General features: G+C 53.0%; 15 protein-coding genes and 1 pseudogene. 6 read left to right on the top strand and 10 right to left on the bottom strand.

Translation table 11 applies throughout. From position 1 onward, the window contains the following. Nucleotides 1-26: 26 nt before the first annotated feature. Nucleotides 27-761 carry a GntR family transcriptional regulator gene (locus RS584_RS04910; RefSeq protein ID WP_023296016.1) on the bottom strand — a complete coding sequence of 245 codons (735 nt, stop codon included), beginning with the start codon at nucleotides 759-761 and terminating at the stop codon, nucleotides 27-29. 69 nt (nucleotides 762-830) lie between these two features. Continuing rightward, nucleotides 831-2,279, bottom strand: a complete 1,449-nt coding sequence (gene thiI, locus RS584_RS04905) for a tRNA uracil 4-sulfurtransferase ThiI (protein WP_006809903.1) — start codon at nucleotides 2,277-2,279, stop codon at nucleotides 831-833. Nucleotides 2,280-2,457: 178 nt separating this feature from the next. Between thiI and xseB the strand changes: the two genes are divergently transcribed. The 4 genes from xseB (at nucleotide 2,458) to RS584_RS04885 (ending at nucleotide 6,524) form a co-directional block, all read left to right on the top strand. Then, entirely contained in the window at nucleotides 2,458-2,700 is a 243-nt protein-coding gene (gene xseB / locus RS584_RS04900; RefSeq protein ID WP_003859094.1) for an exodeoxyribonuclease VII small subunit, read from the top strand. Next, nucleotides 2,701-3,600: a (2E,6E)-farnesyl diphosphate synthase gene (gene ispA / locus RS584_RS04895; protein ID WP_315749036.1), complete on the top strand. Its 900-nt coding sequence runs from the start codon at nucleotides 2,701-2,703 to the stop codon at nucleotides 3,598-3,600. Nucleotides 3,601-3,624: 24 nt separating this feature from the next. Then, nucleotides 3,625-5,487 carry a 1-deoxy-D-xylulose-5-phosphate synthase gene (gene dxs / locus RS584_RS04890; protein WP_015571294.1) on the top strand — a complete coding sequence of 621 codons (1,863 nt, stop codon included), beginning with the start codon at nucleotides 3,625-3,627 and terminating at the stop codon, nucleotides 5,485-5,487. Between the two features lie 62 nt (nucleotides 5,488-5,549). Continuing rightward, entirely contained in the window at nucleotides 5,550-6,524 is a 975-nt protein-coding gene (locus RS584_RS04885) for an aldo/keto reductase (protein ID WP_315749035.1), read from the top strand. Nucleotides 6,525-6,590: 66 nt separating this feature from the next. Here the strand turns inward: RS584_RS04885 and RS584_RS04880 are convergent, their stop codons facing one another. Genes RS584_RS04880 through RS584_RS04870 form a run of 3 tightly spaced genes read right to left on the bottom strand, consistent with a single transcriptional unit; the run spans nucleotide 6,591 to nucleotide 8,404 of the window. Further along, complete coding sequence (locus RS584_RS04880) at nucleotides 6,591-7,052, bottom strand: DUF943 family protein (RefSeq protein ID WP_315749034.1); 462 nt, start codon at nucleotides 7,050-7,052, stop codon at nucleotides 6,591-6,593. 43 nt (nucleotides 7,053-7,095) lie between these two features. Continuing rightward, the gene (locus RS584_RS04875; RefSeq protein ID WP_315749033.1) at nucleotides 7,096-7,557 is read right to left on the bottom strand and encodes a DUF943 family protein; all 462 of its coding nucleotides are present in this window, start codon (nucleotides 7,555-7,557) and stop codon (nucleotides 7,096-7,098) included. 7 nt (nucleotides 7,558-7,564) lie between these two features. Then, nucleotides 7,565-8,404: a DUF3289 family protein gene (locus RS584_RS04870; RefSeq protein ID WP_315749032.1), complete on the bottom strand. Its 840-nt coding sequence runs from the start codon at nucleotides 8,402-8,404 to the stop codon at nucleotides 7,565-7,567. 208 nt (nucleotides 8,405-8,612) lie between these two features. Between RS584_RS04870 and RS584_RS04865 the strand changes: the two are divergent. After that, a pseudogene (locus tag RS584_RS04865) lies at nucleotides 8,613-8,723 on the top strand (IS630 family transposase); the annotation flags it as partial. Between the two features lie 19 nt (nucleotides 8,724-8,742). Here RS584_RS04865 and thiL read toward each other — a convergent pair. From thiL to nrdR, 5 genes are all read right to left on the bottom strand, one after another. Further along, nucleotides 8,743-9,714, bottom strand: coding sequence for a thiamine-phosphate kinase (thiL, locus tag RS584_RS04860; protein ID WP_315749031.1), 972 nt, complete (start codon nucleotides 9,712-9,714; stop codon nucleotides 8,743-8,745). Nucleotides 9,715-9,791: 77 nt separating this feature from the next. Continuing rightward, entirely contained in the window at nucleotides 9,792-10,211 is a 420-nt protein-coding gene (gene nusB / locus RS584_RS04855; RefSeq protein ID WP_006809908.1) for a transcription antitermination factor NusB, read from the bottom strand. Nucleotides 10,212-10,232: 21 nt separating this feature from the next. Beyond that, nucleotides 10,233-10,703 carry a 6,7-dimethyl-8-ribityllumazine synthase gene (ribE, locus tag RS584_RS04850; RefSeq protein ID WP_003859098.1) on the bottom strand — a complete coding sequence of 157 codons (471 nt, stop codon included), beginning with the start codon at nucleotides 10,701-10,703 and terminating at the stop codon, nucleotides 10,233-10,235. Between the two features lie 87 nt (nucleotides 10,704-10,790). Further along, entirely contained in the window at nucleotides 10,791-11,894 is a 1,104-nt protein-coding gene (gene ribD, locus RS584_RS04845; RefSeq protein WP_315749030.1) for a bifunctional diaminohydroxyphosphoribosylaminopyrimidine deaminase/5-amino-6-(5-phosphoribosylamino)uracil reductase RibD, read from the bottom strand. 4 nt (nucleotides 11,895-11,898) lie between these two features. Next, nucleotides 11,899-12,348, bottom strand: a complete 450-nt coding sequence (nrdR, locus tag RS584_RS04840; RefSeq protein WP_003859099.1) for a transcriptional regulator NrdR — start codon at nucleotides 12,346-12,348, stop codon at nucleotides 11,899-11,901. Nucleotides 12,349-12,500: 152 nt separating this feature from the next. Between nrdR and RS584_RS04835 the strand changes: the two genes are divergently transcribed. Next, on the top strand, nucleotides 12,501-13,040 hold the full coding sequence (locus tag RS584_RS04835) for a DUF3251 domain-containing protein (protein ID WP_315749029.1): 540 nt from the start codon (nucleotides 12,501-12,503) through the stop codon (nucleotides 13,038-13,040). The last annotated feature ends 52 nt before the right edge of the window (nucleotides 13,041-13,092 follow it).

Below are 13,092 nucleotides of genomic sequence, written 5' to 3'. Positions count from 1 at the left end.
AAGAGAAACAGGCGCTGATGCGCCTGTTATCGTTTGATGTGCATATTCTTGACGCGGAAAATATCTGCCCGGTTGTAGCTGATGGAGAAGTTAAATGCTCTACCGTCATCGAGGCGCGTGACTTCGGTAATTTTCAACATCGGCTGGCCTGGCAGAATATTGAGATGGGCCGCCAGCTCCTCATCAAAAAGATCCGCTTCAATCAGTGAATCGGCGTCGCTGATTTTCTTACCGGTAAAGTCTTCAATATAGCCATACAGCGATCCCACTTCGAGAATAGCCTGCGGAACAGTGGCAACCACCTTGTGAGGAATATTGCTGTCTTCAATTAACACCGGCTGTCCGTCCAGTAAACGGATACGGCGAATAAACCAGACATCATCACCCTGCGCAATTTCGAGGTGCTGTGCCAGCGCCGCGTCGGCGTGAAGGGTCGTCAACGTCAGCAAGCGGCTGGTTACGTTGACCCGCCCCTGAAATTCACGGGAAAACCCGAGAATACTGTCACTCTTTTCATTATTCAGAATGTAAATATTGCTGGCAGTATTCTTTAAAACAAACATGCCCTTGCCGTGGATACGCTCGATATACCCTTCCTGTACCAGCATCGCCATGGCTTTCTGAACCGTTACGCGCGTAACGTCATAAATACCGGCAAGATCGCGCTCCGACGGAATGCTTTCGCCCTTTTTGTAGACTTCATTGAGAATATCTTTTTTGATTCTCTCTTTGATTTCCCAGTACTTATGTTTTTTTTCCATTGTCGATTACCCGGCCAAAAAGAGCATAGAATCGCAGGCCCGGTAGCGCTCGCGCCACCGGGCGAGAAACTACGGGCGATACACCTTCACGTTCGCGAAGCCCTGCTCACGCAGATACAACGCCTGCAAACGGCTCATGACCCCACGTTCGCACCACAGCAGATACGTTTTGCTCTGGTCGAGATCGCCAAACTGGGTGCTCAGCTTGTAGAACGGCAGCGAAACCACCTCGACGCCTTCCACCTGCAACGGCTTGTCATCCTGCTCATCAACAGAACGGATATCCAGAATCGTATCGTTAGCACCGAAGCCGCTGACCGTCTCTACCTCAACCACTTCCTGCTCGGTCTGCTGAGCGATCTCACGGATATCGATGTTGGACGCTTCCGCCACCACTTTTTCCAGGATGCTGAAATCGAAGTTCTCTTCTTCCGCTTCGATCTTCGCCTTTACCGCTTTGATGGTTGGACTTTTTGAGATCACACCGCAATATTCCGGCATGGTGCGGGCAAAATCTTCAGTACCGATTTTACGCGCCAGATCGATGATGTGCTCTTTATCGTGAGAGATCAGCGGACGCAGGATCAGCGTATCAGACACGTTATCGATAAGACGCAGGTTGGTCAGCGTCTGGCTGGAGACCTGCCCCAGCGCTTCACCGGTGACCAGCGCCTGCACGCCGTAGCGCTCAGCCACTTTGGACGCCGCACGCACCATCATACGTTTCAGCACCACGCCCATCTGGCCGTCGTCCACTTTTTCGAGGATTTCGCCGACCACCGGCTCAAAGTTGATCGCCACAAAACGCACGCGGTGAGAGCTGCCGAAGCGGTTCCACAGGTAATGCGCCACCTGACGTACGCCGATTTCATGCGCCGCGCCGCCCAGGTTGAAGAAGCAGTAATGCACGCGGCAGCCGCGACGCATCAGCATATAGCTGGACACGCCGGAGTCGAACCCGCCGGAGATCAGCGACAGCACATCTTCCTGAGTGCCGATAGGGAAACCGCCAATACCTTCGTAACGGCCCTTGACCAGCAGCAGGCGATCGTTTTCGATCTCAAGGTTAACGGTGACGTCCGGGTTAGTCAGGCGCACGCGCGCCGTTTCAACGTGCTGGTTCAGACCACCGCCGACGTAGCGCTCAACCTCAATAGAGCTAAACTCATGCTTACCCCGGCGCTTCACGCGCACGCAGAACGTTTTCCCTTCGATCTGGTCGCGGTACTGCACCAACGCCTTTTCGAAGATATCGTGCATATCGGTGAAGGGAACGTCTTCCACTTCCAGAATATGGTGAATACCCGGGATACGGGTCAGCGCGTCGCGAATATCAAGACGTTTGTTTTCGTCTTTCGCGCGGACTTCTACGTGGTCCCAGTGACGCACCACGGCGAGCGTTTCGTCGTAGTGTTTTAATACGTTACGAATGTTCCCGGTGAGAATTTTAATAAAGCGCAAACGCACGGATTGGCTTTTGATGGTGATTTCAGGGAACAATTTAATGATAAACTTCATGGCGGCAATGTTTCTTAGGCAAGCTTATAAAGGCTTGTAGTGGAAAATGATACAGCAGCCCACACCCGTGGCTGCATCCAGGCGCGCAAGTATACCACCATCGCGCCACTCGCGTTATTTGATAATTGCCCCGAGTCCGTTACCATGTCAGGGCGAAAAATTTAAGAGTCAATTCACTATGCCGAAGAAAAACGACGCACCGGCCAGTTTCGAAACTGCGCTGAGTGAACTGGAGCAGATCGTTACCCGTCTTGAGAGCGGCGATCTCCCGCTGGAAGACGCGCTCAACGAATTTGAACGCGGCGTGCAGCTCGCGCGCCAGGGGCAGGTAAAACTCCAGCAGGCCGAGCAGCGTGTGCAGATCCTGCTTTCCGACAGCGAAGACGCTAAAACCACGCCATTCACACCGGACGCCGAGTAAATGGATTTTTCCAACGCGCTTCAGGCGCGCGTCATCCGCGCCAACGATGCGCTGCGCCGATTCATTGCGCCGCAGCCTTTTCAGAACACTCCACTGGTTGAAGCCATGCACTATGGCGCACTCTTGGGGGGTAAACGCCTGCGTCCGTTCCTGGTGTATGCCACGGGCAATATGTTCGGTATCAGCGATAACACGCTGGACGCCCCGGCAGCCGCCGTGGAGTGTATCCACGCCTATTCGCTGATCCACGATGATTTGCCGGCCATGGACGATGACGATTTGCGTCGCGGTCAGCCAACCTGCCATATAAAATTTGGCGAAGCGAATGCCATTCTGGCGGGGGATGCGCTGCAAACCCTGGCCTTCTCCATTCTGAGCGATGCGCCGATGGTTGAGGTGAGCGATCGCGATCGTCTGGCAATGGTGTCCGAACTGGCAATGGCCAGCGGCGTCGCCGGGATGTGCGGCGGCCAGGCGCTGGATTTAGAGGCTGAAGGTCGTCAGGTTACCCTGGAACAGCTGGAGCGCATCCACCGTCACAAAACGGGCGCACTGATTCGTGCAGCCGTTCGCCTGGGCGCGTTGAGCGCGGGTGAACGCGGGCGTAAAGCCCTGTCGATTCTGGACAGATACGCAGAAAGTATCGGTCTGGCATTCCAGGTTCAGGATGACATTCTGGATGTGGTGGGCGATACTGCAACATTGGGAAAACGTCAGGGTGCGGATCAGCAGCTTGGCAAAAGTACCTACCCCGCCCTGTTGGGCCTTGAGCATGCCCAACGTAAAGCCCGGGATCTGATAGACGATGCCCGCCGGTCGCTGAATGAGCTGGCCGCGCAATCGCTGGATACCTCGGCACTGGAAGCGCTAGCGGACTACATAATCCAGCGTGATAAATAAACTATAAATCTCGATGAGCCTTTGATGAGTTTTGATATTGCCAAATACCCGACACTGGCGTTAGTTGACTCCACTCAGGAGTTACGTCTGTTGCCGAAAGAGAGTCTGCCGAAGCTGTGTGACGAGCTGCGTCGCTACCTGCTCGACAGCGTTAGCCGCTCCAGCGGCCACTTCGCCTCCGGACTTGGCACGGTTGAGCTGACCGTGGCGTTGCATTACGTCTATAACACGCCGTTCGATCAGCTGATCTGGGATGTAGGCCACCAGGCCTATCCGCACAAAATTCTGACCGGACGTCGCGATAAAATTGGCACCATTCGCCAGAAAGGGGGCCTGCACCCGTTCCCGTGGCGCGGCGAGAGTGAATATGATGTGTTAAGCGTCGGCCACTCTTCCACCTCCATTTCTGCGGGCATTGGTATTGCCGTTGCTGCCGAAAAAGAGAATAAACAACGCCGCACCGTCTGCGTGATTGGCGACGGGGCGATCACCGCCGGGATGGCCTTTGAGGCCATGAACCACGCGGGCGATATCAAACCGGACATGCTGGTGATCCTCAACGATAACGAAATGTCGATCTCCGAGAACGTCGGCGCGCTGAATAACCATCTGGCGCAGCTGCTGTCCGGCAAGCTTTACTCCTCACTGCGTGAAGGTGGTAAAAAAGTCTTCTCCGGCGTACCGCCGATTAAAGAGCTGCTTAAGCGTACCGAAGAACACATCAAAGGCATGGTCGTGCCGGGTACGCTGTTCGAAGAGCTGGGCTTTAACTATATTGGCCCGGTGGACGGCCACGATGTGCTGGGCCTGGTGACGACGCTTAAAAACATGCGCGACCTGAAAGGCCCGCAGTTCCTCCATATCATGACCAAAAAAGGGCGTGGTTACGAACCGGCGGAAAAAGATCCGATCACCTTCCACGCGGTGCCTAAGTTCGACCATACCAGCGGTTGTCTGCCGAAAAGCAGCGGCGGGATGCCAAGCTACTCAAAAATATTTGGCGACTGGCTGTGCGAAACGGCGGCGAAAGACAACATGCTGATGGCGGTGACGCCTGCCATGCGTGAAGGCTCCGGCATGGTGGAATTTTCCAAAAAATACCCGGACCAGTATTTCGACGTCGCCATTGCCGAGCAGCACGCGGTAACCTTTGCTGCGGGCCTGGCGATTGGCGGCTACAAGCCGGTGGTAGCGATCTACTCTACCTTCCTGCAACGCGCCTACGATCAGGTTATCCATGACGTTGCCATCCAGAAGCTGCCGGTGCTGTTTGCTATCGATCGCGCGGGCATTGTGGGGGCTGACGGCCAGACGCACCAGGGCGCGTTTGATCTCTCCTTCCTGCGCTGCATCCCTGACATGGTGATCATGACGCCAAGCGACGAAAACGAGTGTCGTCAGATGCTGTATACCGGTTACCACTATCAGGACGGCCCCTGCGCGGTACGTTATCCGCGCGGTAATGCCCTTGGCGTTGAATTACAGCCGCTGGAAAAACTGGACATCGGTAAAGGTCTGGTGAAACGCCGCGGTGAAAAAGTGGCGATCCTGAACTTTGGTACGTTGATGCCGGAAGCGGCAAAAGTCGCTGAAAACCTGAATGCGACGCTGGTCGATATGCGCTTCGTGAAGCCGCTCGATGAATCTCTGATTCTGAGCATGGCGGAAAGCCATGACGTGCTGGTCACGCTGGAAGAGAACGCCATCATGGGTGGCGCGGGTAGCGGCGTGAACGAAGTGCTGATGGCGAACCGTAAAGCCGTTCCGGTGCTTAATCTCGGCCTCCCTGACCACTTCATCCCGCAAGGCACCCAGGATGAGGCGCGCGCCGACATTGGTCTGGACGCCGCCGGTATCGAAGCTAAAATCCGCACCTGGCTGGCCTGATCCCTCCCCTTTTCTGCTCCTGCTATGCTTAAACGTATTGTTTAAACAGCAGGAGCGGAACCATGCAATACACGACATTAGGAAAAACGGACCTTAAGGTGTCCCGGCTTTGCCTGGGATGCATGACGTTTGGCGAGCCTGACCGGGGAAATCATGCCTGGACGCTGCCGGAAGAGAGCAGCCGCCCTATCATCAAGCGCGCCATTGACGGCGGCATCAACTTCTTCGATACCGCCAACAGCTACTCAGACGGCAGCAGCGAAGAGATTGTCGGCCGCGCCCTGCGAGATTTTACCCGTCGGGATGACGTTGTGGTCGCCACTAAGGTGTACTACCCGTCAGGCGATCTGGCGGAAGGCCTTTCTCGCGCGCAGATCCTGCGTTCCATTGATGACAGCCTCAGACGCCTGAACATGGATTACGTCGACCTGCTGCAAATTCACCGCTGGGATTACAACACGCCGATCGAGGAGACGCTTGAAGCGTTGAACGACGTTGTGAAAGCCGGTAAAGCGCGCTACATCGGCGCATCATCCATGCATGCCTCACAGTTTGCCCAGGCGCTCGATCTCCAGGCGCAGCACGGCTGGGCGCGCTTTGTCACCATGCAGGATCACTACAACCTGATCTACCGGGAAGAAGAACGCGAGATGCTGCCGCTCTGCTACCAGGAAGGCGTGGCGGTGATCCCGTGGAGTCCGCTGGCGCGCGGAAGGTTAACCCGTCCGTGGGGGGAAACTACCGCCCGCTCGGTATCTGACGAGTTTGGCAAAACGCTGTATGAAGGCACAGAGGGCAGCGATGCGCTGATTGCCGAACGTCTTGCAGGCATTGCCGACGATACGGGCGCAACGCGCGCGCAGGTGGCGCTGGCGTGGCTGCTGAGCAAGCGCGGCGTTGCGGCACCGATCATTGGCACGTCGCGCGAGGAACAGCTGGATGAGCTGCTGAGTGCGGTGGATTTAACGCTAACGTCGGAGCAGATTGCTGAGCTGGAAACGCCGTATCAGCAGCATCCGGTGGTGGGGTTTAAGTAAACACAAGCCGGGTGGCGCTGCGCTTACCCGGCCTACACTCTCTGACGCCATTATAGGCAGTAGCTTTCAATACCGCTCTTTGGTCATTGAGCCATCTTTTTTATTCATAATGTACAGATTACCATCAACATAAAACTTGATTTTATTGCTTTCAGGAAATCTGAAAGTAACCTCAAGTAGTTCAATTTTCTCAATACAATTTTTCTCTGAAGTCATTTCAGAAAAACAAAAATAATCCTCGTGCGGCGAATCCCGCAGATACCCGTCCCCCACATCCCAGACCGTCAAAACAAATCTCTGCCCGGAGGGTATGTTGTATTTTTTCTTAAGCATATCCCGCTGAGATAGCCACCAGTTGATTCTCCCCCGGTCAGTTAACGGGAAATGGTCAACGATAATATAATCATAGCCAAGTCTATTCGTGCTGCGATGGATATCAATAATTCTCACAGGATAGATATAATCCCAGGAACTAAGAACAATCACAGCCAAAGCAATCGCCGTATAAAGAAACCAGGATTTTTTCATAGCATTATCGCTCCGATAATTTGATAATTCCCAATTGCGGTTTTCAGTACCGCGCTTTCGTCATTGAACCATCTTTTTTATCCATAACATACTTATTATCACCAATAATGAAATTAACTTTGTTTTTATCAGAAAACCTGGCATCAACCTTAAGAAGTTTATTTTTCTCAATACAGTTCTTCTCTGATGTCATATCAGGAAAACAAAAATAATCCTCTCGTGGTGAGTCCCGCAGATACCCGCCCCCCATATCCCAGACCGTCAAAACAAACTCCTGCCCGGAGGGGATGTTATATTTTTTCTTAAGCATATCCCGCTGAGATAGCCACCAGTTGATTCTTCCCCGATCCGTTAACGGAAAATGGTCAACGATAATATCATCATAGCCAAAGCGATCAGTACTGCGATGGACATCAATGATTTTCACCGGATAAATATCACCCCAATGACTGCAAACAATCACAACAAAAACAGTTGCTATATAAAGAAACCTGAATTTCTTCATAGCATTATTACCCCGTTAATTTTATAGAAGCATTAAAGTTCGTCACAAAAGGTTTAAATGAAAAGCGGTTATAACGCTGAAGAACAAACCATATCCGAAAAAACCTGAAGTTTTGGTATGGTTTTTTCATGATATCTTCTCGCCCCAGTCCAAAATGGTCCTGAGCTTCAAATAATATATCCGCTTCCCATCCTATCTGGTATCGTCTAAAATTAAGCATAACAATCCGCTGGAAATAGATATCATGGACGGTGATCCCCATTCCGTTAAATCTGTCTTCGAAATCATTAAACTTAGGCAATATCGTCCTCGATATTTCTGTTTGTACATCCCAAATAAAATCCTGACTACCAACTTGTTTTCGCCTGTCACTGACATATTTATTAATTATATCCCTGATAACACCAAGCGTAGTATCTCCATATTGCTTTGCCCTGAGAAGATCAGAGTATGACCTGTTGAGTAACGCACTATGACCATAAGGTCTGCCATCTCCATGCTGAAAATGGTTAATCATCTCTCCAGTTAAGTTTTTATATTGCCCGAACGCAAACGCCCCTGACAATTCTCTCATTTCATCAAAAAGAATACTGGCGCATTCATCAGGGGTAACGGGCCGATCGTCTTTAAGGGAATACCCAGCAATAGATGGAAATTTGAAGTATTTATCAGCGTTATCTTTGAAGATCATATTATAGGGGTTGACCATAGAAGAAACGTCGTTTAGCCCTAATGATTGTAATTCTACAGCAGACAGATCGCTATACCGCATATCATCTGTACTTGCATCATTAATTCTGTGTTTTGTCTGAAAAAGTATTTCGCAAGGAAAATTCATTTCGTACATATTCATCCCTTAATAGTACACGTACTAACAATCCTATAATTTACATCCTCATTTCAGGGTCATCATACGCCAGACGGCAAGATAAAAACATTATAAATAAAGTAATTGCCAAAATTATATAAATGACATTCACGCAATGAATAATATTGCACTGATAAATCTATTAACCTAATTAAATTTTGCGATCCGTTTTATAAAAAAGAACTTTCATTATCTTTCACCTTACAACCCTAACCTGAATCCGATAGAGAGAAGGTGGAAGTTAATGAGCGAGCATGCCCGGAACATTCGTTATTCAAATAATCCGCGAGAATCCAGGATGCAATCTGCATCCTGAGTCAGGCAAAGTGATCAAACCCTTTCACGTCAAGTTCTCGCAGTGCGCCATTCTGCACAAACTTCAGCCCTTCACTTTCCGGCATCACCTGCCCGATGCAGGTAAATTTCGCCCCCAGATGCGCTAGCGCCACATCAAGCGTCCCGCGATTCAGCTCAGGCACGGTGAAGCACAGCTCATAATCTTCTCCACCGGATAACGCCCAGCGCAGCGCCTGTTCAGGTTCGACATGGCGAAGCAGTTGCTCCGACAGCGGGAACAGATCCAGGTCAACGCGTGCGCCCACGCCGCTGGCCTTCAGGATATGGCCGAGATCGGAGATCAGCCCGTCAGACAAATCGATAGCCGAACTGGCCCGCTCGCGCAGCGCCTGACCGTGCAGAATACGCGGCGTTGGCCGCAGATGGCGCTTCACCAGATACGCCGCATCGTCAGCATCTTCAACCATTAAACGGTTCTGAAGGATCGCCAGCCCTGCCGCGCTGTCGCCCGGCGTACCGGTCACGTAGATCCAGTCGCCTGGTTTTGCACCCGAGCGCTTCAGCGCGCGCCCGGCAGGCACATAGCCGTGGATTGCCAGGGTCATGGACAGCGGACCGGCGGTGGTATCACCGCCAATCAGCTGCATATCGTAATAATTAAGCTGTTCAAACAGGGCATCGCTGAAGGCTTCAAGCCAGGCTTCATCCACCTCCGGCAGGGTCAGAGCCAGCGTCAGCCAGGCCGGGTCGGCGCCCATTGCCGCCAGATCGCTAACGTTCACCGCCAGCGCTTTATACGCCAGATCGGCAGGATCGATATCCGGCAGGAAATGACGCCCACACACTAAGGTGTCGGTGCTGATTGCCAGCGTCTGTTTTTCGGGAATATTGAGAAGTGCGCAGTCATCGCCAATGCCGGTTTCAACATCAAGACGAGAGGTTCTGACACGGTCGAAATAACGGGCAATCAGGGAGAATTCGCCGCATGCCATACGTTATGCCTCAGCAAATTAAATAAAAAACCGGAGCCGCACTGCCAAAAAGGCAATGCAAGACTCCGGTTTGCGGATCACTTTTTGTGGGGACGGATCGCAGGTGCGGCTTTATCCAGCACGCCGTTAACAAACTTGTGGCTGTCTTCAGCGCCGAAGGTTTTCGCCAGTTCGATCGCTTCGTTGATAGCCACTTTGTACGGCACATCATCACGTTTAGACAGCTCAAACAGCGCGATACGCAACACTGCTTTTTCGACCTGGCCCAGCTCTTCGAGCAGACGGGACAGGTATGGCTTCATCAGACCATCGAGATACGCGCTATTAGTCGCCACTCCCGACAGCAGTTCACGGAAGTACAGAACGTCAACGTCTTTCACGTCCTGTTCTGACAGGAACTGGTATTCAACATCAGCGATGTCGTTCTGGGACAACTGCCAGGAGTAAAGTGCCTGGACGGCACATTCACGGGCGCGGCGACGAGCAGCAGGTTTCACGGAATTCCCCTTACAAAAAAATCAGGCCTTGATGGCTTTCAATACATTGATCATTTCAAGCGCGGTCAGTGCAGCTTCTGCACCTTTGTTACCGGCTTTAGTGCCAGCACGTTCGATGGCTTGTTCAATACTTTCGGTGGTCAGCACGCCGAACGCGACAGGGATTTCAGCATCCTGTGCAACGTGCGCCAGACCATTGCTTGCACCGCCCGCAACGTATTCGAAGTGCGCAGTGCCGCCACGAATAACAGTACCCAGCGCAATCACCGCGTCGTATTTACCGGTTTTCGCCAGCGCGCCCGCTGCCAGTGGCAGTTCGTAAGCACCTGGTACCCAAACGACGGTAATGTTGTCATCTTTAACCTGGCCGATACGTTTCAGGGCGTCAACCGCACCTTCCAGCAGGCTATCGTTGATGAAGTTGTTGAAACGCGCAATGGTGATGGCGACGCGAGCGTCCGGGGTAGCTACAGCAGCTTCAATAATGTTCATACTCTTCCTTTACGGGTTCATTTGGCCCCGCAGGGGGGCGGATTTTATCATAATACTTTGCGCACTGCTTCCCTATTTCAGGAGCAATTACGCTGTCGTTAAATGGAGGCAGACATCCGGGCCTACCGGACGAATCTCGCTGAATGAGAGTTGCGGCGCATCGGCCAGTTTTTCAAGGCCGGGCAGCACAAACAGGCCGCGCGCGTCATTACCTAACAGTTTAGGCGCAACGTAGACGAGAAGCTCATCCACCAGCCCCGCCTGAAGCAGTGCGCCGGCGAGCGTCGGACCGGCTTCAACCCAGATGCTGTTGACCTGCTGTTTGCCGAGCAACATCATCAGCACCACGAGATCGAGATGCCCGTTATGTTCCGGCACCATAATGCTGCGCACGCCTTCCGGCCACTCGCGCGTATCTTCTTTGGTGCGGGCAATCCAGGTTTCACCCGGCTGCTGCACGATGCGGTGCTCCGGCGTCACGCGGTTCTGGCTATCAACAATAATGCGCAGCGGCTGACGCAGGTTCTCCTGCGGATAGAGCGCCTGCGTATCCGCATTCAGCTCTTCCCAGCGCACGGTCATGGCCGGATCGTCAGCCAGTACCGTTTCACTGCTGGTGAGAATAGCATGGCTTTGCGCGCGCAGACGTTGCACATCGCGCCTTGCCTGCGGCGAGGTGATCCACTGGCTCTCGCCGTTCGCCATCGCCGTGCGGCCATCCAGTGACGCGCCAAGCTTAAGCTGGATAAACGGGAAGCCGGTGCGCATACGCTTCAGGAAGCCTTTGTTGATGTTTTCGGCATCCTGCACCATCAGGCCGTGGCTGACGTCGATGCCTTCCTGTTGCAGACGATACAGCCCGCGGCCCGCCACCTGCGGATTAGGATCCTGCATGGCGGCGACAACGCGCGAGACGCCCGCCGCAATCAGCGCCTCACAGCACGGCGGCGTACGTCCGTGATGGCTGCATGGCTCCAGCGTCACATAGGCCGTCGCGCCACGCGCTTTCTCACCCGCCATGCGCAGGGCATGCACTTCAGCATGCGGCTCGCCTGCGCGGTAGTGAAAACCGTCCCCCACGATCTCGCCATCTTTAACAATGACGCACCCGACATTGGGGTTAGGGTGAGTGGTAAACCGACCGCGCTGCGCCAGCTTCATGGCGCGCGCCATGTACATCTCATCGTGCATGGGCTTAATCCTGTAAGCGGGCGATCTCTTCGCCAAACTCTTTGATGTCTTCGAAGCTGCGGTAAACGGAGGCAAAGCGGATATAGGCGACTTTATCGAGCTTCTTCAGCTGTTCCATCACCAGATTGCCGATCATTTTGCTCGGCACTTCGCGCTCACCTAACCCCCGCAGATAAGATTTAATATGGTTTAACGCCATTTCGACGTCATCGGAGCTGACGGGCCGTTTTTCCAGCGCCTTGAGCATCCCGCTACGCAGTTTCTCTTCATTGAACGGTTCGCGCACATCGTTACTTTTTACCACGCGCGGCATTACCAGCTCTGCCACCTCAAAGGTGGTAAAACGCTCGTTGCACACCAGACACTGCCGACGACGACGCACGGAAGACCCTTCGCCTACAAGACGTGAGTCGATGACTTTGGTATCCACAGCGGAGCAAAATGGGCAATGCATACGATGTCCCTGTTATCTGGTTAACTGATTTCTATTTTACCCTGAACTGGCCCGACAACAAAGGAAGAGCTTTTTGAGACAAAGGATCTATGCCTGACGGCACTATCCTGTCTACCATTGCAGTAATCTGTGATTTCTAGGAATTAAACGCAATGACAAGAAGTTACCTGAAAATAGTGCTGGTGGGGAGCCTGTTCACGCTCAGCGCCTGCGCACAGCAAAGCGAAGTCCGCGAGATGAAACAAAGCGTGAATACGCTTAACGTGGCGATGGACAACCTTAACAAAGAAACCGTGAAGATCACCCAGCAGAACGCGCTCAATGCCAAATCCAGCAATGGCGTTTATTTATTGCCAGGTGCAAACACGCCCGCACGTCTGAACAGCCAGATTGGCACCCTAAAGATGTCTGTGGTGAATGTTGCAGCAAATGCCGATGGTACTCGCGCAACATTACGCATTCAGGGTGAGTCCAACGATCCGCTTCCCGCGTTCAGCGGCACCGTAGAGTGGGGCCAGATTCAGGGCACCACGGAGAGCTATCAGGAAGTGAACGTGAAGAATCAGCTCTTCACCGCCCCCGCCAGCACGCTGGCGCCGAGCGATGTTGATATCCCGCTCCAGCTGAGCGGACTGACGCCAGAACAGCTGGGCTTTATCCGTATTCATGACATTCAACCCGCCGCGCAATAACCCGCCCTTTTAGCGGAGTGAAATGTCACTCCGCTAACATTTACATTTCGTA

Origin of the sequence: Enterobacter sp. DTU_2021_1002640_1_SI_PRY_ASU_LCPMC_013 (assembly GCF_032389435.1) — a bacterium.
GTDB classification, from domain to species: Bacteria; Pseudomonadota; Gammaproteobacteria; order Enterobacterales; family Enterobacteriaceae; genus Enterobacter; species Enterobacter hormaechei_C.
This window is presented reverse-complemented; position numbering and strand designations above follow the sequence as displayed.

Coding starts and splice junctions, on each gene's coding strand:
- RS584_RS04910 (WP_023296016.1), bottom strand. CDS start 761: ATGGAAAAAAAACATAAGTACTGGGAAATCAAAGAGAGAATCAAAAAA.
- thiI (WP_006809903.1), bottom strand. CDS start 2,279: ATGAAGTTTATCATTAAATTGTTCCCTGAAATCACCATCAAAAGCCAA.
- xseB (WP_003859094.1), top strand. CDS start 2,458: ATGCCGAAGAAAAACGACGCACCGGCCAGTTTCGAAACTGCGCTGAGT.
- ispA (WP_315749036.1), top strand. CDS start 2,701: ATGGATTTTTCCAACGCGCTTCAGGCGCGCGTCATCCGCGCCAACGAT.
- dxs (WP_015571294.1), top strand. CDS start 3,625: ATGAGTTTTGATATTGCCAAATACCCGACACTGGCGTTAGTTGACTCC.
- RS584_RS04885 (WP_315749035.1), top strand. CDS start 5,550: ATGCAATACACGACATTAGGAAAAACGGACCTTAAGGTGTCCCGGCTT.
- RS584_RS04880 (WP_315749034.1), bottom strand. CDS start 7,052: ATGAAAAAATCCTGGTTTCTTTATACGGCGATTGCTTTGGCTGTGATT.
- RS584_RS04875 (WP_315749033.1), bottom strand. CDS start 7,557: ATGAAGAAATTCAGGTTTCTTTATATAGCAACTGTTTTTGTTGTGATT.
- RS584_RS04870 (WP_315749032.1), bottom strand. CDS start 8,404: ATGTACGAAATGAATTTTCCTTGCGAAATACTTTTTCAGACAAAACAC.
- thiL (WP_315749031.1), bottom strand. CDS start 9,714: ATGGCATGCGGCGAATTCTCCCTGATTGCCCGTTATTTCGACCGTGTC.
- ribE (WP_003859098.1), bottom strand. CDS start 10,703: ATGAACATTATTGAAGCTGCTGTAGCTACCCCGGACGCTCGCGTCGCC.
- ribD (WP_315749030.1), bottom strand. CDS start 11,894: ATGCACGATGAGATGTACATGGCGCGCGCCATGAAGCTGGCGCAGCGC.
- nrdR (WP_003859099.1), bottom strand. CDS start 12,348: ATGCATTGCCCATTTTGCTCCGCTGTGGATACCAAAGTCATCGACTCA.
- RS584_RS04835 (WP_315749029.1), top strand. CDS start 12,501: ATGACAAGAAGTTACCTGAAAATAGTGCTGGTGGGGAGCCTGTTCACG.